The organism is Nonomuraea turcica (genome assembly GCF_030718205.1).
GTDB lineage: Bacteria > Actinomycetota > Actinomycetes > Streptosporangiales > Streptosporangiaceae > Nonomuraea.
This window is the reverse complement of the sequence record NZ_JAUZQF010000006.1, coordinates 43,354-66,141: the sequence shown is the minus strand read 5'-3', so window position 1 is coordinate 66,141 and position 22,788 is coordinate 43,354. Positions and strand designations below refer to the sequence as shown.

Annotated in this window: 23 protein-coding genes and 1 riboswitch; of the genes, 18 read left to right on the top strand and 5 right to left on the bottom strand. The window is 68.9% G+C overall.

All coding sequences use genetic code 11. The annotated features are described in order from the left end of the window. Positions 1-10 precede the first annotated feature (10 nt). The 9 genes from tilS (at position 11) to Q9G87_RS16980 (ending at position 7,087) form a co-directional block, all read left to right on the top strand. Positions 11-1,012, top strand: a complete 1,002-nt coding sequence (tilS, locus tag Q9G87_RS17020; protein ID WP_305917341.1) for a tRNA lysidine(34) synthetase TilS — start codon at positions 11-13, stop codon at positions 1,010-1,012. Positions 1,013-1,022: 10 nt separating this feature from the next. Next, a complete protein-coding gene (hpt, locus tag Q9G87_RS17015; RefSeq protein WP_305917340.1) occupies positions 1,023-1,574 on the top strand; it encodes a hypoxanthine phosphoribosyltransferase in 552 nt (183 codons plus the stop codon). Positions 1,575-1,811: 237 nt separating this feature from the next. After that, entirely contained in the window at positions 1,812-3,809 is a 1,998-nt protein-coding gene (ftsH, locus tag Q9G87_RS17010; RefSeq protein ID WP_305917339.1) for an ATP-dependent zinc metalloprotease FtsH, read from the top strand. A 22-nt stretch (positions 3,810-3,831) separates the two neighbouring features. Further along, on the top strand, positions 3,832-4,410 hold the full coding sequence (gene folE, locus Q9G87_RS17005; protein WP_305917338.1) for a GTP cyclohydrolase I FolE: 579 nt from the start codon (positions 3,832-3,834) through the stop codon (positions 4,408-4,410). Between the two features lie 66 nt (positions 4,411-4,476). Beyond that, complete coding sequence (folP, locus tag Q9G87_RS17000) at positions 4,477-5,334, top strand: dihydropteroate synthase (RefSeq protein ID WP_452449266.1); 858 nt, start codon at positions 4,477-4,479, stop codon at positions 5,332-5,334. Then, positions 5,331-5,777, top strand: a complete 447-nt coding sequence (locus tag Q9G87_RS16995) for a nuclear transport factor 2 family protein (protein WP_305917337.1) — start codon at positions 5,331-5,333, stop codon at positions 5,775-5,777. Before folP ends, Q9G87_RS16995 begins: the two co-directional genes overlap by 4 nt. Continuing rightward, positions 5,767-6,132 carry a dihydroneopterin aldolase gene (folB, locus tag Q9G87_RS16990; RefSeq protein WP_305917336.1) on the top strand — a complete coding sequence of 122 codons (366 nt, stop codon included), beginning with the start codon at positions 5,767-5,769 and terminating at the stop codon, positions 6,130-6,132. The genes Q9G87_RS16995 and folB overlap by 11 nt, the downstream gene beginning before the upstream one ends. Then, positions 6,129-6,632 carry a 2-amino-4-hydroxy-6-hydroxymethyldihydropteridine diphosphokinase gene (folK, locus tag Q9G87_RS16985; RefSeq protein ID WP_305917335.1) on the top strand — a complete coding sequence of 168 codons (504 nt, stop codon included), beginning with the start codon at positions 6,129-6,131 and terminating at the stop codon, positions 6,630-6,632. The genes folB and folK overlap by 4 nt, the downstream gene beginning before the upstream one ends. Continuing rightward, positions 6,629-7,087: a DUF3180 domain-containing protein gene (locus Q9G87_RS16980; protein ID WP_305917334.1), complete on the top strand. Its 459-nt coding sequence runs from the start codon at positions 6,629-6,631 to the stop codon at positions 7,085-7,087. Before folK ends, Q9G87_RS16980 begins: the two co-directional genes overlap by 4 nt. On the opposite strand, the gene Q9G87_RS16975 is transcribed toward Q9G87_RS16980, so the two are convergent. Together Q9G87_RS16975 and Q9G87_RS16970 are read right to left on the bottom strand one after the other, a co-directional pair. Continuing rightward, positions 7,072-8,175 carry an acyltransferase family protein gene (locus Q9G87_RS16975; RefSeq protein WP_305917333.1) on the bottom strand — a complete coding sequence of 368 codons (1,104 nt, stop codon included), beginning with the start codon at positions 8,173-8,175 and terminating at the stop codon, positions 7,072-7,074. The genes Q9G87_RS16980 and Q9G87_RS16975 overlap by 16 nt on opposite strands. Then, on the bottom strand, positions 8,172-9,317 hold the full coding sequence (locus tag Q9G87_RS16970; protein ID WP_305917332.1) for an NADH-quinone oxidoreductase subunit D: 1,146 nt from the start codon (positions 9,315-9,317) through the stop codon (positions 8,172-8,174). Before Q9G87_RS16970 ends, Q9G87_RS16975 begins: the two co-directional genes overlap by 4 nt. Before the next feature lie 122 nt (positions 9,318-9,439). On the opposite strand from Q9G87_RS16970, the gene Q9G87_RS16965 reads away from it, so the two are divergent. Then, complete coding sequence (locus tag Q9G87_RS16965) at positions 9,440-10,066, top strand: DoxX family protein (protein ID WP_305917331.1); 627 nt, start codon at positions 9,440-9,442, stop codon at positions 10,064-10,066. 97 nt (positions 10,067-10,163) lie between these two features. On the opposite strand, the gene Q9G87_RS16960 is transcribed toward Q9G87_RS16965, so the two are convergent. Beyond that, positions 10,164-11,471 carry an aminotransferase class V-fold PLP-dependent enzyme gene (locus tag Q9G87_RS16960; RefSeq protein WP_371825784.1) on the bottom strand — a complete coding sequence of 436 codons (1,308 nt, stop codon included), beginning with the start codon at positions 11,469-11,471 and terminating at the stop codon, positions 10,164-10,166. 45 nt (positions 11,472-11,516) lie between these two features. Next, a riboswitch (SAM riboswitch) is annotated at positions 11,517-11,632 on the bottom strand. Between the two features lie 113 nt (positions 11,633-11,745). On the opposite strand from Q9G87_RS16960, the gene Q9G87_RS16955 reads away from it, so the two are divergent. Then, a complete protein-coding gene (locus Q9G87_RS16955) occupies positions 11,746-12,507 on the top strand; it encodes a TerC family protein (RefSeq protein WP_305917330.1) in 762 nt (253 codons plus the stop codon). Next, complete coding sequence (locus Q9G87_RS16950) at positions 12,507-13,697, top strand: cytochrome P450 (RefSeq protein ID WP_305917329.1); 1,191 nt, start codon at positions 12,507-12,509, stop codon at positions 13,695-13,697. Before Q9G87_RS16955 ends, Q9G87_RS16950 begins: the two co-directional genes overlap by 1 nt. Positions 13,698-13,750: 53 nt before the next feature. Here the strand turns inward: Q9G87_RS16950 and Q9G87_RS16945 are convergent, their stop codons facing one another. Continuing rightward, complete coding sequence (locus Q9G87_RS16945; protein ID WP_305917328.1) at positions 13,751-14,713, bottom strand: SAM-dependent methyltransferase; 963 nt, start codon at positions 14,711-14,713, stop codon at positions 13,751-13,753. A 183-nt stretch (positions 14,714-14,896) separates the two neighbouring features. On the opposite strand from Q9G87_RS16945, the gene Q9G87_RS16940 reads away from it, so the two are divergent. From Q9G87_RS16940 to Q9G87_RS16920, 5 genes are all read left to right on the top strand, one after another. Further along, positions 14,897-15,118 (top strand): chaplin, encoded by a 222-nt coding sequence (locus Q9G87_RS16940; protein WP_305917327.1) that lies wholly within the window; start codon positions 14,897-14,899, stop codon positions 15,116-15,118. Between the two features lie 316 nt (positions 15,119-15,434). After that, positions 15,435-16,325, top strand: coding sequence for a Rossmann-like and DUF2520 domain-containing protein (locus tag Q9G87_RS16935; RefSeq protein ID WP_305917326.1), 891 nt, complete (start codon positions 15,435-15,437; stop codon positions 16,323-16,325). A 28-nt stretch (positions 16,326-16,353) separates the two neighbouring features. After that, entirely contained in the window at positions 16,354-17,190 is an 837-nt protein-coding gene (panC, locus tag Q9G87_RS16930; RefSeq protein ID WP_305917325.1) for a pantoate--beta-alanine ligase, read from the top strand. Positions 17,191-17,281: 91 nt separating this feature from the next. Next, entirely contained in the window at positions 17,282-19,801 is a 2,520-nt protein-coding gene (locus tag Q9G87_RS16925) for an L-aspartate oxidase (protein WP_305917324.1), read from the top strand. A gap of 3 nt (positions 19,802-19,804) precedes the next feature. Then, complete coding sequence (locus tag Q9G87_RS16920) at positions 19,805-20,587, top strand: type III pantothenate kinase (RefSeq protein WP_305917323.1); 783 nt, start codon at positions 19,805-19,807, stop codon at positions 20,585-20,587. Positions 20,588-20,644: 57 nt separating this feature from the next. Here Q9G87_RS16920 and Q9G87_RS16915 read toward each other — a convergent pair whose 3' ends face one another. Further along, a complete protein-coding gene (locus Q9G87_RS16915) occupies positions 20,645-21,127 on the bottom strand; it encodes a hypothetical protein (RefSeq protein ID WP_305917322.1) in 483 nt (160 codons plus the stop codon). A 156-nt stretch (positions 21,128-21,283) separates the two neighbouring features. On the opposite strand from Q9G87_RS16915, the gene lysX reads away from it, so the two are divergent. Next, the gene (gene lysX, locus Q9G87_RS16910; protein ID WP_305917321.1) at positions 21,284-22,765 is read left to right on the top strand and encodes a bifunctional lysylphosphatidylglycerol synthetase/lysine--tRNA ligase LysX; all 1,482 of its coding nucleotides are present in this window, start codon (positions 21,284-21,286) and stop codon (positions 22,763-22,765) included. Positions 22,766-22,788: the final 23 nt, after the last annotated feature.

Below are 22,788 nucleotides of genomic sequence, written 5' to 3'. Positions count from 1 at the left end.
ACCCGCGACAATGGCACCCGTGGGCCCACATCCAGCCGTAGCCGACATCCGCAGGGCAGTGCGGGAGGCGCTGACCGATCTCCCGCACGAAACCCTGGTCCTGGTGGCATGCAGTGGCGGCGCCGACTCCCTGGCGCTGGCCGCGGCCCTGGCCTTCGTCGCGCCGCGGATGGGGTTGCGGGCCGGCCTCCTGACGGTGGATCACCAGCTCCAACCCGGTTCCGCCGAGCGGGCGCGGCAGGTTGTCGAGCAGGCCGCGCAGCTGGACCTCCACCCCGCCGACGTGCTCACCGTCACGGTCGGAGCCGAGGGCGGCCCCGAGGCGGCGGCCAGAGAGGCCAGATACGCGGCGCTCGCCGAGGCGGCCGACCGGCTCCAGGCCGCGGCCGTCCTCCTCGGCCACACCAGGGACGATCAGGCGGAGACGGTGCTCCTGGGACTGGCCAGGGGCAGCGGATTGCGGTCGCTGTCCGGCATGGCCGCCCAAGCCGGCCGATACCGCCGCCCGTTCCTCGACCTCCCAAGAGCCACCACCGTCGCCGCCTGCCGGGCCCTGGGCCTCATCCCCTGGGACGATCCTCACAATGAGGATCCCCGGTACACACGGGTCCGCGTCAGGAGAAGGGTGCTCCCCGTTCTGGAGGAGGAGCTGGGCCCCGGGGTGGCCGAGGCGCTCGCCAGGACCGCGCGACTGGCGCGCGAGGACGCCGACGCCCTTGACGGATGGGCCGAATCGGCGTACCAGGATTGCGCTCTTAGCGATATCGACGGGACCGTCACGCTCGCCGTCAAGGAATTGGAGAAGTTGCCCGACGCCGTCAGGCGGAGGGTGTTGCGGCGCGCGGCCATCGCCGCCGGAGCCCCATCCGGCGCCCTTTCCGCCACGCATGTGCTGGCCGTGGATCGGCTGGTCACGCGGTGGCGCGGGCAGAAGGCCGCGGACCTGCCCGGGGGTCTGTCCGCGAGCCGGCGGTATGGCACCCTGATACTCGCCATCAGTCCCCACGCGTAAGGAACCACAGGTGGACGCTGCCGACATGGGCAATGACCTGGAGAAGGTCCTCATCCCGCAGGAGGAGCTCCAGTCCAAGATCATAGAGCTCGCCGGGCGGATCGACGAGGACTACGCGGGCAAGGACGTGCTGCTCGTGGGCGTGTTGAAGGGCGCCGTCATGGTGATGGCCGACCTGGCCAGGGCCCTGCACGTGCCGGTGCAGATGGACTGGATGGCGGTGTCGTCATACGGCGCCGGCACCAAGTCGTCCGGTGTCGTACGCGTGCTGAAAGACCTCGACACCGACATCATGAACCGCCACGTGCTGATCGTGGAGGACATCATCGACTCCGGCCTGACGCTGCACTGGCTGCTGGAAAACCTCAAATCCCGCAACCCGGCGAGCCTGGAGATCTGCACCGCGCTGCGTAAGCCGGACGCGGTGAAGGTGCCGATCGAGGTGAAATACGTCGGGTTCGACATTCCAAACGAGTTCGTCATCGGTTATGGCCTCGACTACGCGGAGCGATACCGGAACCTTCCGTTCATCGGGACGCTCGCGCCGCACGTTTATAAGTAGCCCCACTTGCCTTGGCCGGGAACATCGCGCAACGTGACGTACGTTGATAGGGCAAGGCCGGTGTAGCGGGCGGTCCCTCCGCGCGCTCTGCCGGTGTACCTTCAGACTCCGGGAGGGTGACCACGTGTCCCCTTCGGGTAGTCAGAAGTCGCGGTGCCGGATGCCGCGGCCCCGGGCCAGCCCGGGGTTCCAGGCCATGGTCAGGAAGGGACGGGCCCGCAAGGGGTTCCGCATCGGATGGATCTCAAGCGATTTACACGTGGGCCACTGCTGTGGATCCTGGGCATCGTCGTGCTGCTCCTGCTCGTCACCCAGCTATGGAGTGGCGGCGGTAATTTCAAGCAGGCCGACACGTCCTTGGTTCTCCAGCAGATTCGCGCCGGGAACGTCAGCAACGCCAAGATTGTCGACAAGGACAACCGCATCGAGGTGACGCTGCACAACGCGGTCACGGTCAGGGCGGGCGATCAGCCGACGAAGCTGATCCAGTCGGACTGGGTGACGGGTTACGGCAGCAAGCTGACCGACGAGCTGCAGGCTCAGGTCCAGGCGGGCAAGACCAAGAGTTTCACCACCGAGGTGCCCTCGGAGAACATCCTGGTGAGCCTCCTGGTGAGCTTCTTGCCGATCGTCATCATCGTGCTGCTGTTCCTGTTCATCATGAACCAGATGCAGGGCGGCGGCTCGCGGGTGATGAACTTCGGCAAGTCCAAGGCCAAGCTCATCACCAAAGACACCCCCAAGACCACGTTCGCCGACGTCGCGGGGGCCGACGAGGCCATCGAGGAGCTCCAGGAGATCAAGGAGTTCCTGCAGGCCCCGGCCAAGTTCCAGGCGATCGGCGCCAAGATCCCCAAGGGTGTGCTGCTCTACGGCCCGCCCGGCACCGGCAAGACCCTGCTCGCCCGCGCCGTCGCGGGCGAGGCGGGCGTGCCGTTCTACTCGATCTCCGGTTCGGACTTCGTCGAGATGTTCGTCGGTGTCGGCGCCTCGCGGGTGCGTGACCTGTTCGAGCAGGCGAAGGCCAACGCTCCGGCGATCATCTTCATCGACGAGATCGACGCCGTCGGCCGCCACCGCGGTGCCGGCCTGGGCGGCGGTCACGACGAGCGCGAGCAGACGCTCAACCAGCTGCTCGTCGAGATGGACGGCTTCGACGTCAAGGGCGGCGTGATCCTCATCGCCGCGACCAACCGGCCCGACATCCTGGACCCGGCGCTGCTGCGCCCGGGCCGTTTCGACCGCCAGGTCACCGTCGACCGCCCCGACCTCGAGGGCCGCAAGGGCATCCTCAAGGTCCACGGCCGCGGCAAGCCGTTCGCGCCCGACGTCGACCTCGACGTCATCGCGCGCCGGACCCCCGGGTTCACCGGCGCCGACCTGGCCAACGTGATCAATGAGGCCGCCCTGCTCACCGCGCGGGCCGACCAGAAGCTGATCACGATGGACGTCCTCGAGGAGTCGATCGACCGCGTCATGGCAGGGCCCGAGCGCAAGTCGCGGGTCATGTCGGACAAGGAAAAGAAGATGATCGCCTACCACGAGGGCGGTCACGCGCTGGTGGCGCACGCGCTGCCCAACTCCGACCCGGTCCACAAGATCACGATCCTGTCCCGCGGCCGCGCCCTCGGTTACACGATGACGCTGCCGATGGAGGACAAGTTCCTGGCCACCAGGTCGGAGATGATGGACCAGCTCGCGATGTTGCTCGGTGGCCGCGCGGCCGAGGAGCTCGTCTTCCACGAGCCGACCACCGGTGCCTCCAACGACATCGAGAAGGCCACGGCCGTCGCCCGCCGCATGGTGGTCGAGTACGGCATGAGCGAGCAGCTCGGCGCCCGCAAGTTCGGCAGCGGCAATGCCGAGGTGTTCCTGGGCCGCGAGATGGGCCACGAGCGCGACTACTCCGAGAAGATCGCTTCCACGATCGACGAGGAAGTCCGCCGGATGATCGAGACGGCGCACGACCAGGCGTGGGACATCCTGGTCGAATACCGCGACGTGCTCGACAACCTGGTGCTCGAGCTCATGGAGAAGGAGACCCTCTCCCGCGAGATGGTGCTCCAGATCTTCTCGCCGGTGGTCGTCAAGGAGCACCGCCCGTCCTACGCGGGCTACGGCAAGCGGCTCCCCTCGGACCGCCCGCCGATCCTGACCCCGAAGGAGAAGCAGTCGGCCAACGGCTCCCTCACCGCGGGCCACCAGGACGCGTTGCCCTCCGGCGACTCCTTGTGACCCAGCACGGAAAGATGTTTGCGTGACACAGCACGATGTTGACCTGGGCAGGATCGAGAAGGCCGTCCGCGAGATCCTCTACGCCATAGGCGAGGATCCCGACCGCGACGGCCTCCTCGAGACGCCTGCCCGGGTCGCCCGGGCCATGGCCGAGCAATATTCAGGGCTCGGCCAGACGCCGGAAGACGTGCTGACCAAGGTGTTCGACGTCGATCACGACGAGATGATCCTGGTGAAGGACATCGAGGTCTATTCGACCTGCGAACATCACCTGGTGCCCTTCCACGGGTTGGCCCACGTGGGCTATATCCCTAACGAGAAGGGGCAGGTCACGGGTCTTTCCAAGCTCGCCAGGCTGGTCGATGTCTATGCCCGCCGCCCCCAGGTCCAGGAGCGCATGACCTCCCAGATCGCCGACGCGCTGATGCGGGTCCTGGAGCCGCGCGGGGTGATCGTGGTCGTCGAGGCCGAGCATTTGTGCATGACCATGCGTGGCGTACGCAAGCCAGGCGCCAGGACCGTCACATCGGCGGTCCGCGGGGACTTCCGCACCAGCGACAAGACCCGTGCCGAGGCGATGGCGCTCATCCTCGGCAGGTAAGGATCGTTATCCACAAGTGGGGACCCGCCATGTCAGCAGGTGTGGCGGAACGCCTAGGCTTGGCCCATGACTAGCGTGCCCATCAACGCGCCGGATGGTGCGGAGCGGTGCCTCGTCATGGGTGTGGTCAATGTGACCCCCGACTCCTTCTCCGACGGCGGGATGTGGTTCGACGAGGCGGCCGCCATCCAGCACGGCTTCGAGCTGGTCGAGGAGGGGGCCGACATCATCGACGTGGGCGGTGAGTCCACGCGTCCGGGGGCGGCCAGGGTGTCGCTGGAAGAGGAGCTGGCCCGGGTCGTCCCGGTGATCAGCGCGCTGGCCGCCGAGGGTGTTCAGGTCAGCGTCGACACGATGCGCGCGGAGGTCGCCAAAGCCGCCGTCGAGGCGGGCGCGCGGCTCGTCAACGACGTGAGCGGCGGCCTGGCCGACCCGGAGATGCCGCGCGTGGTGGCGGCGACCGGTGTCCCCTACGTGGTGATGCACTGGCGCGGCCACAGTCATGACATGGAGACCAGGGCCGTCTACGCGGACGTGGTCACCGAGGTGCGCGAGGAGCTGAGCAAGCGGGTGGACCTGGTGCTGGCCGAGGGGGTGTCGCAGGAGCAGATCGTGCTCGACCCCGGCCTCGGCTTCGCAAAGAACGCCGAGCACAATTGGGCGGTGCTGGCCGGCATCCCGCACTTGGCCGAGCTGGGATATCCGCTGCTCATCGGCGCGTCACGCAAACGGTTCCTCGGGCGGCTGCTGGCCGCACCCGACGGCACACCCCGGCCGTTCAGCCGCAGCGATGACGCCACACTGGCCGTGACCGCGCTGGCCGCGCAAGCAGGCGCCTGGTGTGTCCGTGTGCACGAGGTCGGCCCCAACGCCGACGCCGTGCGCGTGGCAGCCGCATGGAGGAGAGCGGGAGCAGGCACATGAGCGTGGACACGGCCGCGATCGAGACGGTCAACCAGGAGTTCTACACCGCGATCGAGAGCGGCGATCTCGACAAGATGACCGACATCTGGGCGGAGGACACGGCCGACGAGCAGGTGAGCTGCGTGCATCCCGGCTGGACGCTGCTGGCCGGCCGGCAGGAGGTGCTGCGGTCGTGGGCGTTGATCATGGCCAACACCACCTACATCCAGTTCGTGCTGACCGACGTCAACACGACGGTGCTGGGCGACGTCGCCGTGCTCACCTGTGTGGAAAACATCTTGACGGCCGGCGATGAGGGCGAGTCGAGCTTCGCCGCAGGCAAGGTGGTGGCCAGCAACGTCTACGTCCGCACCTCGCAGGGCTGGCGGCTGTGGATGCACCACGGCTCGCCGGTGCTCCAGGGAGACGACGACGAGGAGGAGGAAGGCGAGCTTGAGCGCTGATCGCATCGCTCTCAAAGGCCTGCGGGCCAGGGGGAGGCACGGCGTGCTCGCTGCAGAGCGGGAGCTCGGCCAGGAGTTCGTGGTCGACGCGACGCTGTTCCTCGACACCGCTCCGGCCGCGGCCGGCGATGACCTGACCAAGACCGTCCACTACGGGGAGCTGGCCGAGGCCCTGGTCGGGGTCGTGGAGGGCGAGCCGGTCGAGCTGATCGAGACGCTCGCGCAGCGCCTGGCCGAGGTGTGCCTGGCCAGCGAGCTTGTGCACAAGGTCGAGGTCAGCGTGCACAAGCCGGCGGCGCCGATCCCGCTGCCGTTCGACGATGTGATCGTGACGATCGAGCGGAGCCGGGCATGAAGGCCGTCCTCGCGCTGGGCAGCAACCTGGGCAACAGGTTCCAGATCTTGCAGGGCGCTGTGGACGTCCTGTTCGACGCCCCCGACCTGGAGTTCGTCATGGCGTCGCCAGTTTACGAGACCGACCCGGTCGGCGGCCCTCCTGGCCAGGATCCCTACCTCAACGCCGTCGTGATCGCTGAGACCATTCTGGAGCCGCACGCGCTCCTGGAGCGGGCGCTCAGCGTGGAAAACGCCTTCGGGCGCGAGCGCGCGGAGCGCTGGGGACCGCGCACGCTCGACGTGGACCTGATCGTCGTAGGCGATCTCGTCTTCGACGACCCCGACCTGACGTTGCCGCATCCGCGCGCCCACGAGCGCGCGTTCGTGCTCGCCCCCTGGGCGGATGTGGATCCGCAGGGCACGGTGCCCGGCCACGGCCGAGTGTGCGACCTGCTGGAGGGGCTCGACAAGCAGGGCGTACGCCTGCGCTCCGACCTCACGCTGCAGAGGCCGGATTGAGGCCCACACACCCCGGCCGGCTGGTCGGCATCCTCGTGGTCGTCGCCCTGCTCACCTGGGTGGCGGTCCGGCAGTTCTACTCCGACCTGCCGCTCCTGCCGTGGACGGCGATCCCGACGGTGTTGCTGCTGGCCATCGGCGAGGGCTACAGCGCCTGGGTCACCAAGGCGCGCATCGCCAGGAAGCCGGGCACCAAGCCGGTGGAGCCGCTGGCGGTGGCCAGGCTGGCCGCGCTCGCCAAGGCGTCGGCGTACGCGGGGGCGGTGTTCGGCGGGCTGTTCGCCGGGTTCGCGCTCTACACGGTGCAGATCCTGGACCGTGAGACGCCGCGTTCGGAGTTCTTCATCGCAACGGGTTCGCTCGTGGCCTGCGTGGTGCTGGTCTGCGCGGCGCTCTATCTGGAGCACTCCTGCCGCACCCCGAAGGATCCGCAGGACAGTCAGACACCGGAGTAGTCCTGCCTTCGCCTGACAGGTGTGCGGCGGCGGCCGAAGAGGTAGATGACCGGAGCGGTGCAGATCAGGGGACCGATGATGGCGATGGGGCGCTCCAGCCACCATCTCAGGTCCGGCGGGATCGTGCTGCCGAGGGTGCCGAAGAGCCACCACGACAGGCCCAGTGCGATGGCCATCCCGGTGGTGTGGAACAAGTACAACGCCAGGGCGTACCGATTGATGAAGTCGTTGGCCCGGCGCCAGCGCGGCCGCTCGAGCACCCGCTCCATAGCCGGCCGGAGCACCTCGACCAGCCCGATCTGGAACAGCAGCAGGGCCACGATCACGAAGGTCGGCGGGGCCATGTTGGACCATTTGTCCCCGGGCACGCCCACCATCGAGCCCGGGTAGATCCCTGAGTACACCAGCCCAAATAGGGCGAACAGGCCGGTCCAGAGCAGGGCGACGTCGTAGCGCCTGGGCAGGGTCACGATCCGGTCGTAGAAGAACCCGGCCTGGTGCGCCAGCCCCCACACCAGGATCATGTTGAGCCAGCCCACCCCGTCCACGCCGTACCGGAAGCGCAGCACGTCCACCACCAGGGCCGCGCCGCCGAGCCAGATCAGGGCCAGCACGTCGTAGCGCTGGTGCAGCCACAGCGCCACCGGAAGCAACGCGATCAGCATCAGGTAGACGGCGAGGAACCACAGCGGGCTGAGCACCAGCACCACCACACGCCACATCCAGTCCACCTCGAACGTGAACGTGACCGCCGCCCCGACCGCGACCCACACCCCGGACAGGAACAACGCGGGTAAGGCCAGAGCCCGGATTCGCCGCCAGACGAACGACCCGATGCCTACGCCGCGCTCCCGGGCCCGGTGCCAGGACAGCAGGTGCACGTGCCCGCCGACGTAGAAGAACAGCGGCAACACCTGCAGCAGCCAGGTGAGGATCCACAGCCCCGAGGTGAAGCCGAGCGGGCTGGTCGGCTCGGGGCCGTGCGGTTTCCACACGAGAATCGTGAACGCCCAGTGCCACCCCACCACGACGATCAGGCTCAGCGCCCGAAGCCAATCGACGTATTTGTCGCGTTCTGGGGGTTTCACTTGTCGATATCACCCACAACGAAGAACATCGAGCCCAGAATGGCCACCATGTCGGCCACGAGGTGCCCGGGCAACATTTCCCGCAGCACTTGAATGTTGCTGTACGAGGCCGAGCGCAGCTTGAGCCGCCACGGCGTCTTGTCTCCCTTGGAGACCAGGTAGTAGCCGTTGATGCCGAGCGGGTTCTCGGTCCAGGCGTACGTGTGCCCCTCCGGCACCTTGAGCACCTTCGGCAGTCGCTGGTTGATCGGCCCCGGAGGCAGCGAGCGCAGCCGTTCGACGCAGGCGTCGGCCAGCTCCAGCGAGACCTTGAGCTGCTCGAACAGCACCTCGAACCGGGCGTGGCAGTCGCCCCCGCTCCGAGTGATGACCTTGACGGGCAGCTCGGGGTAGGCCAGGTACGGCTCGTCGCGACGCAGGTCGAAGTCCACCCCGGAGGCCCGGGCGATGGGACCGCTGACGCCGAACTGCATGATCTGCTCATGCGTGAGCACCCCGACGCCCTTGGTACGGGCCAGGAAGATGTCGTTGTGCAGGATCAGGTCCTCGATGTCCGGCACGCGGCGGCGGGTCTCTGCGACCGCCTCCGACACCCGGTCCAGCCAGCCGAGCGGCAGGTCCTCCTTGAGCCCGCCGACCCGGTTGAACATGTAGTGCATGCGCCCGCCGGAGATCTCCTCCATGACCGCCTGGATCCGCTCGCGCTCGTTGAAGGAGTAGAAGATCGGCGTCATCGCGCCCAGCTCCAGCGGGTAGGAGCCGAGGAACATCAGGTGGCTGAGCACCCGGTTGAGCTCGGCCAGGAGCGTACGCGCCCACACGGCCCTGACCGGCGGCTCCATGCCGAGCAGGCGCTCGGCGGCGAGCACCACGCCCAGCTCATTCGCGAACCCCGACAGCCAGTCGTGCCGGTTGGCCAGCATGATGATCTGCCGGTAGTCGCGGACCTCGAACAACTTCTCCGCACCACGGTGCATGTAGCCGATGATCGGCTCAGCGGTGGCGATGCGCTCGCCGTCCAGTGTCAGCCGGAGCCTGAGCACTCCGTGCGTTGACGGGTGCTGCGGGCCGATATTGAGGATCATGTCCTCGGTGGCCAGCTCCTTGGCGCCCGCACCGATTCCGACCACGCGTTCCGTCATATGGCCATGCTGCCACCGTCCCAGTTGGTGATCCAGGGTGGGGGATGGTCAAGGAATGGTATGGAAACGCATCCCTACTGCGGTCTTGGGGAGGAGTCGGGGGAACGGGGGGAGATAGCACGATGAAGAAGGTTCTGTTCGATGTCGCTGTCTTGATCGCGCGGGTGGCGACGGGCGTGGTCTTCATGGCGCACGGCTTGCAGAAGTGGCAGCACGGACTCGGCGCCACCACGCAGGGCTTCAGGGAGATGGGAATCCCGTTGCCCGAGCTCTCGGCCGGCTTCGCCAGCGTCGTCGAGACCGTGGGCGGCCTTTTCCTGATCCTCGGTCTGCTGGTCCGGCCGGTCGGCCTACTGCTGCTCATCAACATGCTCGGTGCGATCGCCTTCGTGCACTCGACGAAGGGGATCATGGTGACCGAGGGCGGCTGGGAGCTGGCGGGTGCGCTGGGTGCGCTGGGCCTGCTGTTCCTGGCGGTCGGCGGCGGGCGGATCGGACTCGACGCGCTGTTCGGGGCGATATTCCGGCGTCGTGCGGAGCGCCGGGCCGCGGAGGGCGACATGAGCGCGGGCGCTCACCGGCGCGGCGGGGGTCCGCTGACGCCCTCGGAGCCCACCACCTCTGAGCGGCCGAACGTGCCCAGGCAGCCGACGGCGTCCAGGTCGGACGTGAGCGACGAGGAGATGCGGGACATCGACGCGCTGGTCTCCGACGACCAGCCGGAACACCGCAAGCCGCCGAACCGCTGAGCCACCGAACGGCTGAGCCACCGAACGGCTGAGCCACCGAACGGCTGAGCCGCTGAACCGGTGCCGGTGAGCGGGGGTGAGCCGCCGACCCGGCAGCTCAGCGGGAGACCAGGTCCCGCAGTGCCTCGACCAGCCGGTCCACGTGCTCCTGCGGGGACCCGATGCCGATCGAGGCCCGCACCGCGGACGTCGTGCCGTCCTCGCATCCGGCGTCCTCACGGTCGTGCCCGCTTCGGCCCAGCAGATGCCGCACGAACGGGTGCGCGCAGAACTTCCCGTCGCGCACTCCGATGCCGTATTGACTGGACAGCGCCTCGGCCACCTCGCGTGCCGAGTACCCGTCCACGGTGAACGACACGATTCCCACCCGCGGGTGATCGTCCCCCCACAGGGACAGCTCTCGCACGCCCTCGATCGAGGCCAGCCCCGACCGCAGCCGGGCCAGCAGCCGCTCCTCCTCGCGTACCAGCGCCGTCCAGCCGGTGGCGGTGAGCGCGTCGCAGGCGGCGGCCAGCGCGATCGCGCCCAGCACGTTAGGAGTGCCCGCCTCGTGGCGCGGCTCCGGGTCGTCGTGCCACTCCGCCTCGTCCTCGACCGAGCGCACCGCGCCCCCGCCCTTGAGGTACGGCTCCCCGTCGGCCAGCCAGTCCCGGCGCCCGATGAGCACTCCGGCCCCGAACGGCGCGTACAGCTTGTGGCCGGAGAATGCCACATAGTCCAGGTCGAGCGCGGTCAGGTTGAGCCGCCGATGCGGTACGAGCTGCGCCGCATCCACCAGAATGCGGGCCCCGTGCCGGTGTGCGATGTGGGCCAGGGCGGCGATGGGCCACAGCTCGCCGGTGACATTGGACGCGGCGGTGACCACGAGCAGCTTCGGCCCCTCGATCCCGGCCAGCGCCTCGTCGGCGGCGCGGACGGCCTCGCCGGGGAAGGCGGGCGGCGCCAGCCGTACGGACTTCCGCCAGGGCAGGAGCGAGGCGTGGTGCTCGGTGTCGAAGACGACGGTGGTGGTGCCCGCGGGCAGGCAGCCGGCCAGCAGGTTCGTGGCGTCGGTGGTGTTGCGGGTGAAGATCACGGCGTCGTCGGGACGGGCGCCGACGAATGCCCTGACCGTGTGGCGGGCCTGCTCGTACCTGGCGGTGGTGAGCTGGGAGGCGTAGCCGGCGCCGCGGTGGACGCTGGAGTAGGCCGGAAGCGCGGCGGCGACGGCGGCGCTGACCGGCTCCAGACAGGGCGCGCTGGCCGCGTAGTCCAGGTTGGCGTACCCCACCAGCCGGCCGCCCTTGACCGGCACCTGGAGGTCGGCCCCGAGCACCGCGGGGATCGGTCGGCTCGAGGCGGCGGGGGCCTGGGTCTCGCCCGAAGCCTGGACGGGGACGGAGTCGAAGATCGTCAGCGTGGACACGGCACATCTCCCTCAGGGACCATCGGACCCCTGGAGCAGCCACGGAGCCCGCGCTTGCCCGCCACACCGCGTGGCGGACCAGGTCTTCACCCGGGGCACCCCGCCGCGGACGCGAGGGTTGCCGGCCAGCTAGCCGGGGCTTGTCGCTGGCACTCATGACCTACGCCCGCACTATAACCCAGTTCCCACGGCAAAACGCAAACCGGCGAACTTTGACGGCCTTTGACTCGTTGCTACCGGGGAACCATAAGCCGCAGGTCATGGAGGTAAGCAGATGTTGGACTGGGTGACCGACCCGCAGATCTGGATCGGATTCTTCACCCTGGTGGCCTTGGAGATCGTGCTAGGCATCGACAACATCATCTTCATCTCCATCCTGGCCGGGAAGCTACCTCCCGAACAACGGGACAGAGCCCGCGTCCTCGGCCTGGCCGCGGCCCTGATCAGCCGGCTGCTCCTCCTGCTCGGCCTGTCGTGGGTGGTGCAGCTCACTCAGCCGCTGTTCGCCGTCTTCGGCCACGAGATATCGGGACGCGATCTGATCCTGCTGCTCGGCGGCCTGTTCCTGCTGGCCAAGAGCGTCACCGAGATCGGCCACAGCATGGACGCCCCCGCGGCCAAGGACGGCAAGAAGACCGCCGCCGTCTCCTTCACCTCGGTGATCCTGCAGATCATGGTGCTCGACGTCGTGTTCTCGCTCGACTCGGTCATCACCGCGGTCGGCATGGTGGACAACCTCGGCGTGATGATCGCGGCCGTCGTGGTGGCGGTGCTGGTCATGCTGTTCGCCTCCGGGCCGATCAGCCGGTTCGTGGACCAGCACCCGAGCATCAAGATGCTGGCGCTGGCGTTCCTGGTGCTGATCGGCGTGGTGCTCATCGCCGAGGGCCTCGACCAGCACATTCCGAAGGGATACATCTACTTCGCGATGGCGTTCTCGGTCATCGTCGAGCTGCTGAACATCCGGATGCGCGGCAGGCACGTCAAGCAGTCCGAGCAGCAGGAGGCGGAGCCGGAGGCTTCTACTATGAAGTAGTGCGCTTTGATCCCTGGAATCCGGATTTTGTGGCCTACCCGTACCGGGTCTACGACGAGCTGCGGCGCGAGGCGCCCGTCTGCTACTTCGAGCCGACGAACCAGTGGTTGATCTCGCGCCACGCCGATGTGAACACTCTGCTCAGGGACCGCCGTCTAGGGCGGTCCTTCCTTCACGTGGCCACGCCGGAAGAGTTCGGCAGGCCGCCCGAGCCGGACTTCCAGGAGCCGTTCTGGCGCGTGATCAGGGCGGGCATGCTCGACGTCGAGCCGCCCGTGCATACGCGGCTGCGCCGGCTGGTCTCCAAGGCGTTCACGCCGCGCATGGTCGAGTCCCTGCGCCCGCGCGTGCGCGCGATCGCCGCGGGCCTGGTGGACACGTACGTGGAGAAGGGCGGCGGGGATCTGATCGCCGAGGTCGCCGAGCCGCTCCCGGTGACCGTGATCGCGGAGATGCTCGGCATCCCCGACGGGGAGCGTCACTTGCTGCGCCCCTGGTCGGCCGACATCTGCGGCATGTACGAGCTCAACCCCACGCTCGAAGCCCAGCACACCGCGGTACGCGCGGCCGCGGAGTTCGCCGATTACCTCAAGGCCCTGGCCCGCGAGCGGCGGCAGCGTCCGGGCGACGACCTGATCAGCGCGCTGGCCGCGATCGATGAGCTGACCGAGGACGAGCTGGTCGGCACCTGTGTCCTGCTGCTCAACGCCGGCCACGAGGCCACCGTGAACGTCACGGGCAACGGCTGGTGGTCGTTGTTCAAGAACCCCGGCGAGCTGGCGCGGCTGCGTGCCGACTGCTCCCTCCTGCCCACGGCCGTCGAGGAGCTGATGCGCTGGGACACGCCGCTGCAGATGTTCGAGCGGTGGGTGCTGGAGGACATCGAGGTCCACGGCGTGACGATTCCGCGCGGGTCGGAGGTCGCGCTGCTGTTCGGCTCGGCCAACCGGGACCCTGCGGTGTTCGAGGATCCCGACCGGCTGGACGTGGGGCGGGTGGACAACCCGCACATCTCCTTCGGGGCCGGCATCCATTTCTGCCTGGGCGCGCCGCTGGCCCGCATCGAGCTCATCGAGTCGTTCGGCGCGCTGCTGGACCGGGCGGCCACGCTGGAGCTGCGCCAGGAGCCGGTCTGGAAGCCCGGCTACATCATCCGCGGCCTGCACGCCCTGGAGCTGACCGCCGAGTGACGTGAGGGGAGCCAGCCGAGTCCGCCGTCCCGGCGCCGTCAGCCGAGGCCTGTTCACCGTCGCTGGTCGAGCCAGCCGAAGCCGCCGAGGCCCGACGGGTCGATGAGCTCCCCCTCCTCCGACGCCCTGGCCAGGGCCCGCAGGTAGGCGCGCGGATCGGTGCCGGCCAGCTCCATGGGCGGCCGGGCGCCGATGATCCCCAGGGCCCGCAGAGCGTCACGCTGTGTGGACAAGGTTGTGGATATCGCGCCGGCCCGCCGCCCCGCCGCGGCGCACGCGTCGAGCGCGACATGGGCCGTGATATCGCAGGTCCCGTCGGGAATCGGGGAGACGACGGCGCCGTCGCGGTATCCCGTCAGCGTGCCGCACATCGGCCGGTTATCCACAGGGTGTGCATAGTCGATGGCGATCGCCCGGCCCCTGGTGAGACGGGTCACGACCGAGGCCCAGGCCTCGTCACGGGGGCGGCCGATCTCCGCCCGTGAGCCCACCCGGGACAGTGGCCACCACCGATCCATCCACTCCCGGTCGACGGGCCGCAGCGGGCCGCCGAGGCGCTCCTCGCCCGTACGGATGTTCACCAGGACGAGTCGCGGGCCGTCGGGCGTCTGCTCGGCCACGTCCACCGGGACGTTGTCGAGCCACTCATTGGCGATGGCCAGCCCCGTGATGCGCTCCGGCAGGCCGCGGCGCCAGCCGATCCGCTCGGGAAGGGCCTGCGGCCTGGGGGACAGGTCGACGGCCGTGACCCGCAACCGGTCGCGCAGCGCGGGGTCGGCGGCGGCCAGCACTTGGGCCACCAGCGCGCCCTCTCCCGCGCCGATGTCGACCAGGTCGAGCGTCTCGGGCTCACCCAGCTCGGCGTCGAGCTGTCTCAGCAGCGCCAGCACCGCGTCAGCGAACACCGAAGAGGCGCTGACCGAGGTGCGGAAGTGGCCCGACGGGCGCTCTCGGAGGTAGAAACCCGCCTCGCCGTACAACGCCCGCTCCGTCGCGGCACGCCACGTGAGCCACATGCCTTGGACTATCTCACGAGTTCCGTCTGACACGCACAGTAATTGTTTGACTACTTATTGATGTCACCTTGCGCTACTGTTACCCAGCGTCATCACGCGATCGCGTTCCGCCAACCCCCCACTGGCGGAGTCGATCGAACCAAGCATCCGCGGCCCGGTGCCGCGAAACCGAGAGGAGCTCTCATGCTGAAGAAGATCCTGGTCGTGGCCGGAGCCGCCGCCATGCTGTCGCTGGCCGCCCCGCCGGCGCACGCCGACATCACAAGCGGCAGCGGCGGCGTGCTTTCCGGCAACCAAGTGCATGTTCCGATCAGCATCCCGATCAACGTCTGCGGCAACGCGGTGGCCGTTCTCGGCCACGCCATCGCCGGCTGCAAGGGCGGCGCCAAGGTGATAGGCCACTGATCAACGAAGAGAGCCCGGGTCGGCGCGGTCCGGCCCGGGCTCCCGGTCCTGGCCGGTCAGTCGGCGGATGAACCCGGCCAGGCGCACCTCCAAGGGGCGCAATCGTATGCGGGCGTCGGGTCCTGCCAGGACTCGGCGCCCGCGGCCATGCGATGAACCCCTCTCCTCATCTCTTCCGACAGGGGGTGCACTATTTGTCTGCCCTTGTCCCTTTTGTCGTTAACTCAACATGCGGCAAAGCACCGGTCACATCTGTAGTGCTGAGAGGCCGTTACGCTGGTCGGCAGTGCCATTTGCTCGACAGGGGTGTGACGTCATGGACGCAGGGGATCGCCCGGCACGGCTGACCGTCGGCGTGCTCGGCTCGGGCAAGGTCGGCTCGGCTCTCGGCGCCGCGTTGGCGCAGGCAGGACACCGGGTCGTGGCCGCGAGCGGGGTTTCGGACAACTCCCTGCGATGGGCCTCGGAGCGGCTCGGCGTCACGCTGTCGCGTCCCGACGAGGTCGTGGCGGCGGCCCAGCTGATCCTTCTCACCGTGCCCGACGACGCGCTGCCCGACCTCGTCAACGGTCTGGCCACCACAGGGGCCGACCTGAAGGGCAAGCTGCTGGTGCACACCAGCGGGGCCTACGGGCTGTCCGTGCTCGATCCGGCGGCCAGGGTCGGCGCGTTGCCGCTCGCGTTGCACCCGGTGATGACGTTCACGGGCCGCGACGACGACCTCAACAAGCTCACCGGCATCTCCTACGGCGTGACCGCGCCCGACACGCTGCGCCCCATCGCCGAGGCCCTCGTGATCGAGATGGGCGGCGAGCCGGTCTGGATCGCCGACGCCGACCGTGCCCTCTACCACGCGGCGCTGGCCGGGGCGGCCAACCACATGGTCACGCTCGTCGCGGAGTCGCAGGAGCTCCTGGGACGCATCGGCGTCGAGCACCCGGGGCGCATGCTTGGCCCGCTGCTCGGTGCCGCGCTCGACAACGTGCTGCGGCTCGGCATCGCCGGCCTGACGGGACCGGTCGTGCGCGGCGACGCCGGCACCGTGCGCAAGCATGTGGACGCGCTGATCCTTGCGGCTCCGGAGGCGGCCGACGCCTACATCGCGCTGGCCAGGCTCACGGCCGACCGCGCGCTGGCCGCGGGCCTGCTCAAGCCGGAGGAGGCGGAGCGCCTGCTCGACGCTCTCGGGGGCAACATATGGACCTGACAGCGAGGCCGTGAACAGGGAGGGCTCTATGGATCTGATCGTCGCCAGGAACCGGGACGACCTGGTCAAGGTGCGCGCCGGCGGCGAGGTGGCCCTGGTGCCGACCATGGGCGCCTTGCATGAGGGACACCGGTCGCTGATCAGGCTCGCCCGGGCCCGGGCCGATCAGGTCGTGGTCAGCATCTTCGTCAATCCCCTGCAGTTCGGGCCAACCGAGGATTTTTCGCGATATCCCCGTACGTTTGACGCCGACCTTGAGGTGTGCCGGTCCGAGGGCGTGGGCGTGGTGTTCCATCCGTCAGCCGAGGACATGTACCACCCCGATCGCCAGGTGAGCCTTCTTTCCGGCCGGATGGGCGAGATCGTCGAAGGCGCCTCGCGGCCGGGACACTTCGACGGCGTGCTGACGGTCGTGCTCAAGCTGTTCAACCTGGTCCAGCCGCACGTGGCGATCTTCGGGCAGAAGGACGCCCAGCAGCTCGCGCTGATCCGGCGGATGGTGGCGGACCTCGACGTGCCGGTCGAGATCATCGGGGCGCCCACCGTACGCGAGCCCGACGGACTGGCCCTGTCCAGCCGCAACCGCTACCTGTCCACCGCGGACCGGCAGGTGGCGCTGGCGCTGTCCCGGGCGCTGCGCGAGGGCGCCGCCGAGCCAGCCCCTTCCAGGATCCGGGCGGCCGCGCAGCAGGTGCTCGACGCGGCGGGCCCCGAGCTCGACGTGGACTACCTGGTCCTGGTGGACCCGGCGACGTTCACCGAGGTAGAAGAGTCGCACACGGGTGAGGCGGTGCTCGCGGTGGCCGCGAGGGTCGGTGGCACGCGGCTGATCGACAACGTCACCCTGACCTTGAATCCCACCTGAGGCGGATTTCCGTGACCGCCCCGGGGCATGCGCACGCCGCGCCGGGCGTTATCGTCATATTGACGAAATCGCCTCAGTGAGGAGACCCCGAATGAGCGCACCGGCGATTCCCTTGCGGCTGACCGCTCCCGCGCCCGGCTGGACCGCCGAGGCCGACCTGGTCGTCGTGGGCTCCGGCATCGCGGGCCTGACCGTGGCCCTGCACTATGCCGAGCTGGAACCGGCCGCCAAGGTCATGGTCGTCACCAAGGACGTGTTGTCGGCGGGCTCCACGCGCTGGGCCCAGGGCGGCATCGCGGCCGTGCTCGACCCGCGCGACACGCCTGAGGAGCACCTGAACGACACGCTGCTCGCCGGGGTCGGCCTGTGCGATGTGAAGGCGGTGCGGACGCTGGTGACCGAGGGCCCCGCCGCGCTGCGCCGGCTGATGGCGCGCGGGGCCAATTTCGACCGCACCCCCGACGGGAGGCTCCAGCTCACCAGGGAAGGCGGGCACCGGCGGCGCAGGATCGTGCACGCCGGCGGCGACGCCACGGGCGCCGAGGTGCAGCGGGCGCTCATCGAGGCGGTGCGGGCCGCCTCGATCGAGGTGATCGAGCACGCGCTGGTGCTCGACCTGCTCAAGGACGCCGAGGGCCGGGCCAGGGGCGTGACGCTGCACGTCATGGGCGAGGGTGCGCGCGACGGCGTCGGCGCGGTGCTGGCCAGGGCGGTCGTGCTGGCCACCGGCGGCATGGGCCAGGTGTACGCCGCCACCACCAACCCCATGGTCTCCACCGGCGACGGGGTCGCGCTCGCGCTGCGTGCCGGGGCCGTGGTGCGGGACATCGAGTTCGTCCAGTTCCACCCCACCGTGCTCTGGCTCGGGGAGGGGTCGACGGGCCAGCAGCCGCTGATCTCCGAGGCGGTCAGGGGCGAGGGCGCGGTCCTCATCGACCATGACGGCAACCGGTTCATGGAGGGCGTGCACGAACTGGCCGACCTGGCGCCGCGCGACGTCGTGGCCAAGGCGATCATGCGGACGATGCGCGCGACCGGCCGCGATCACGTCTATCTCGACGGCCGTCACTTCGGCCGGGACAAGTGGGAGAGCCGGTTCCCGACGATCTACGCGGTCTGCCGGGAGCACGGCATCGACCCGGCAACCGAGCCCATCCCGGTGGCCCCCGCCGCCCACTACGCCAGCGGCGGCGTGCGTACGGACCTGCGCGGGCGTACCTCGATCGCGGGCCTGTACGCGTGCGGCGAGGTCGCCTGCACCGGCGTGCACGGCGCCAACCGGCTGGCCTCCAACTCCCTGCTGGAAGGGCTGGTCTTCGCCGAGCGCATCGCCGAGGACATCCATCAGGCACGCCCGGCGCCGGGCGACCCGGTCGCGAGCCAGTCCGCGCCCGGGCTGGCCGACCCCAGGATCAGAACGAGGGTCCAGGCCCACATGAGCACCGGGGCGAGCGTGCTGCGCAGCCGCGAGTCGCTGCTGGCCACCGCCAGGGCGCTGCGTGAGTCCCGCTGGACCCCCGTCGAGGTGCCGCCCTGCACCGAGTCATGGGAGGCCACGAACCTGCTGACGGTCGCCACCGTGCTCACCGGCGCGGCGGCGGCCAGACTGGAGACGCGTGGCTCACACTGGCGCGAGGACCACGACACCCGTGACGACGACGAATGGCTGGGGCACCTGGACGTGACCCTGACGGAGGAAGGCCCCCGCATGACGTACACGCCGCACGGGATTCCCGCGCGCCTGACGCAGGAGCTCGCCGTCGCCGGTCTCGACGCGGCCGAGGTGGACGCGCTGATCGACCGGGCGCTCGAGGAGGACCTGCAGGACGCGGGCGACGTGACGAGCCTTGCCACCATCCCGGCCGCGCAGCGTTCGACGGCTGACGTGGTGGCACGCAAGGACGGTGTCGTGGCCGGGCTGGCCGTGGCGGAGGCGGTGTTCGTACGGCTGGGCGCGGGGCGTACCGAGCGGAGGGCCAAAGACGGCGAGCGGGTCCGGGCGGGCGACGTGCTGATGACCGTCGAGGGCCCGACACGGGCCCTGCTGACGGCCGAGCGGACCGCGCTCAACCTGCTCACCCACCTGTCCGGGGTGGCCACGCTGACCGGCAGGTGGGTCGAGGCGATCAGCGGCACGGGGGCGCGGGTGCGCGACAGCCGCAAGACGCTGCCCGGGCTGCGGGCACTGGAGAAGTACGCGGTGCGCTGCGGCGGCGGCGTCAACCACCGGATGTCGTTGTCGGACGCCGCTCTGATCAAGGACAACCACGTGGTGGCGGCGGGCGGCGTGGCCGAGGCGTTCAGGGCGGTCAGGGAGCGGTACCCGGATTTGTCCATCGAAGTGGAGATCGACCGGCTGGATCAGCTGGAGGCCGTGCTGGACGAGGGAGCCGAGGAGATCCTCCTCGACAACTTCACGATCGAGGACACCGCGCGTGCCGTACAAGTCGTGAAAAATCGGGCGAAAAACAGGGTTGCCGTCGAAGCCAGTGGGGGATTGACCTTGGAATCGGCCCGCGAGGTGGCCGAAACTGGCGTTGACTACTTGGCGGTGGGAGCGCTTACGCACTCGGCGCCGGCCCTGGACATCGCACTGGATCTGCGGGGGTAATTGATGCTGCTCACGATCGACGTCGGCAACACGCACACGGTGTTGGGGCTGTTCGAGGGCGAGGACGTCATCGAGCATTGGCGGCTGGCCACTGACGCCCGTCGCACCGCCGACGAGATCGCGGTCGTGCTCCAAGGGCTGCTGGCGCAGTCGCCGCTGCTCAAGGGGACCGACATTGATGGCATTGCCATTTGCTCCACGGTCCCGAGCGTGCTCAACGAGATGCGCGAGATGTGCCGTCGCTACTACGGCGACGTCAACGCGGTGATCGTGGAGCCGGGCATCCGCACCGGCGTGCCCGTGCGCATGGACAACCCCAAGGAGGTCGGCAGCGACCGCATCGTCAACGCGCTGGCGGCCATCGATCAATACGGCGGCCCGTGTGTCATCGTCGACTTCGGCACCGCGACCTCGTTCGACGCGGTGTCGGCCAAGGGCGAATACGTCGGCGCCGTCACCGCGCCCGGCATCGAGATCTCGGTGGACGCGCTGGCCGCCGCCGGGGCGCAACTGCACAAGGTGGAGCTGGTCAGGCCGCGCTCGGTGATCGCCAAGAACACGGTGGAGGCCCTGCAGGCCGGCATCATCTACGGCTTCGCCGGACAGGTGGACGGCATCGTCGAGCGCATGACGGCCGAGCTGGCCGACGACCCCGACGAAGTGACGGTGGTGGCCACCGGCGGGCACGCCGCGCTCGTGGTCGGCGAGTCGCGCTCGATCGACGTGCACGAGCCGTGGCTGACCCTCATCGGCCTGCGCCTGATCTACAACAGGAACACCACATAGGACAAGCGGCCCTCCGCTCGGGTAAGAGGGCCGCTTGTGCATATGACCGCGTGAGGATTACTCGCTCTCGGCGGTGTAGAGGTACTGCCAGGGGCCGCACTTCGTCGGGTAGTTGCTGTGCAGCCCGATCTGGCAGACCTTCGCCCGCAGGCTGTAGACGTCGTGCTCCTGGAAGTGGAACTTCTTGTAGCCGGGGAAGCCGCAGTACTTCTTGTAGTACGCGGGGGACCAGTCGTGGTCGAAGTCGCTGGCCTCGAACTTCACGAACGCGCACTTGCCGCCCTCGTTGTAGGTACGGTTGTCCAGGTCGTACAGCTTGCCGTAGACGTGGACCTCGTTCGACTCCCCGTCGTGGTCCCAGTCCACGGTGACCTGGCCGTGGGCCTTGGCCAGGCCGTGCTTGGCGTAGACCGGGCCCCAATACTCCGAGTAGTCGTCGTAGTCGGGCGAGGTGCTGGCTGACGCGGCGGCCGGAAGCGACAGGGCCACGGCCGTGGTGGCGGCGATGGCGAGGGCGCCCGTCGCGATCTTCTTCAACATCTTCTCTCCTTGAGCTCCCCTGGGCCGGCTCCCTGCCGGCTCCCCCCTGAGCTCGTGACTCATTGATAGAAGAGGTCTCTTGCAGCGTTCCTGCGTGCTCCCTGCAGGGGACCGACGAGTCCTTGCAGTTCGCCATATCCCCTACGCTTTGTTGTTGTGAGCGACGAACTTCCTGAGCAGATGCGGATCCGGAGGGAGAAGCTCGACCGCCTTCGCAGCGAGGGCGTCGACCCTTACCCGGTGAATTTCCCCCGTACGGCGACCAACGCCGAGGTGAGGGATAAATATCAGGGCTTGGAGCCCGACGCCGCCACCGGTGACACGGTCGCGGTCGCGGGCCGCGTCATGCTCAGCCGCGTGGGTGGCAAGCTCTGCTTCGCCACGCTCAGGGACGGCGAGGCCGATCTGCAGGTCATGATCTCGCTCGACAAGGTGGGCGAGGAGTCGCTGGCACGCTGGAAGCGCGACGTCGACCTGGGCGACCACGTCGGCGTGATCGGCGAGGTCATCACTTCCCGCCGCGGCGAGCTGTCCATCCTCGCCGAAAGCTGGCAGATCACCGCCAAGTGCCTGCGCCCCCTGCCGGAGAAGCACGTCGGCCTCACCGACCCCGAGGCCCGCGTCCGCCAGCGCTACGTCGACCTCATCGTCAACGATGAGGCCAGGAAGATGGCCCGCATCCGCAGCGCCACCGTGCGCGCGGTGCGCGACTTCTGGCACGACGAGGGCTACCTCGAGGTCGAGACGCCGATGCTGCAGCCCATCCACGGCGGCGCGACGGCCCGGCCCTTCAAGACCCACATCAACGCCTACGACATGGAGCTCTACCTCCGCATCGCGATCGAGCTCTACCTCAAGCGGCTGGTGGTCGGCGGCATCGAGAAGGTCTTCGAGGTCAACCGCAACTTCCGCAATGAGGGCGCGGACTCCACGCACAACCCCGAGTTCACCATGGTCGAGGCCTACGGCACCTACCTCGACTACAACGACATGGCGGACCTGACGCAGCGGATGTACCAGAAGGCCGTCCTGGCCGCCCTGGACACGTCCGTGGTCGTGCACGACGGCGTCGAGGTGGACCTCGGCCTCGCCCAGTGGCCGCGCATCACGCTCTACGGCGCCGTGTCGGAGGCCGTGGGCGAGGAGATCACCACCTCCACCACGCTGGAGGAGCTTCGCAAGATCGCCGACCGGCGCGAGGTCCACTGGGACCCGAAGTGGGGCTCGGGCAAGATCGTGCAGGAGCTCTTCGAGGCGCTGGTCGAGCACACGCTTATCCAGCCCACGTTCGTCATGGACTATCCGCTGGAGACCTCGCCGCTGGCCCGCCTGCACCGGGACAACCCGCTGCTGACGGAGAAGTGGGACCTGATCGGCTTCGGCACCGAGCTGGGCACGGCCTACTCGGAGCTCAACGACCCGATCGACCAGCGCCACCGCCTGATGGAGCAGTCCTTGCTGGCCGCCGGCGGCGACCTGGAGGCCATGCAGCTCGACGAGGACTTCCTGCAGGCGCTGGAATACGCGATGCCGCCGACCGGCGGCATGGGCGCCGGCATCGATCGGATGATCATGGCCTTCACCGGCAAGAACATCCGGGAGACGATCCTGTTCCCGCTGGTCAAGCCGACCCGCTGAGCCGAGAGACGGGCGCGCGGCCG

What these genes read in the sequence shown, in the direction of transcription:
- Q9G87_RS16915 (WP_305917322.1), bottom strand. Translation starts at nt 21,127, where the DNA reads ATGTTGAAGAAGATCGCGACGGGCGCCCTCGCCATCGCCGCCACCACG.
- folK (WP_305917335.1), top strand. Translation starts at nt 6,129, where the DNA reads ATGAAGGCCGTCCTCGCGCTGGGCAGCAACCTGGGCAACAGGTTCCAG.
- Q9G87_RS16935 (WP_305917326.1), top strand. Translation starts at nt 15,435, where the DNA reads ATGGACGCAGGGGATCGCCCGGCACGGCTGACCGTCGGCGTGCTCGGC.
- Q9G87_RS16945 (WP_305917328.1), bottom strand. Translation starts at nt 14,713, where the DNA reads ATGTGGCTCACGTGGCGTGCCGCGACGGAGCGGGCGTTGTACGGCGAG.
- Q9G87_RS16995 (WP_305917337.1), top strand. Translation starts at nt 5,331, where the DNA reads ATGAGCGTGGACACGGCCGCGATCGAGACGGTCAACCAGGAGTTCTAC.
- ftsH (WP_305917339.1), top strand. Translation starts at nt 1,812, where the DNA reads ATGGATCTCAAGCGATTTACACGTGGGCCACTGCTGTGGATCCTGGGC.
- Q9G87_RS16925 (WP_305917324.1), top strand. Translation starts at nt 17,282, where the DNA reads ATGAGCGCACCGGCGATTCCCTTGCGGCTGACCGCTCCCGCGCCCGGC.
- Q9G87_RS16970 (WP_305917332.1), bottom strand. Translation starts at nt 9,317, where the DNA reads ATGACGGAACGCGTGGTCGGAATCGGTGCGGGCGCCAAGGAGCTGGCC.
- tilS (WP_305917341.1), top strand. Translation starts at nt 11, where the DNA reads ATGGCACCCGTGGGCCCACATCCAGCCGTAGCCGACATCCGCAGGGCA.
- Q9G87_RS16955 (WP_305917330.1), top strand. Translation starts at nt 11,746, where the DNA reads ATGTTGGACTGGGTGACCGACCCGCAGATCTGGATCGGATTCTTCACC.
- Q9G87_RS16920 (WP_305917323.1), top strand. Translation starts at nt 19,805, where the DNA reads ATGCTGCTCACGATCGACGTCGGCAACACGCACACGGTGTTGGGGCTG.
- Q9G87_RS16940 (WP_305917327.1), top strand. Translation starts at nt 14,897, where the DNA reads ATGCTGAAGAAGATCCTGGTCGTGGCCGGAGCCGCCGCCATGCTGTCG.
- folP (WP_452449266.1), top strand. Translation starts at nt 4,477, where the DNA reads ATGACTAGCGTGCCCATCAACGCGCCGGATGGTGCGGAGCGGTGCCTC.
- Q9G87_RS16965 (WP_305917331.1), top strand. Translation starts at nt 9,440, where the DNA reads ATGAAGAAGGTTCTGTTCGATGTCGCTGTCTTGATCGCGCGGGTGGCG.
- panC (WP_305917325.1), top strand. Translation starts at nt 16,354, where the DNA reads ATGGATCTGATCGTCGCCAGGAACCGGGACGACCTGGTCAAGGTGCGC.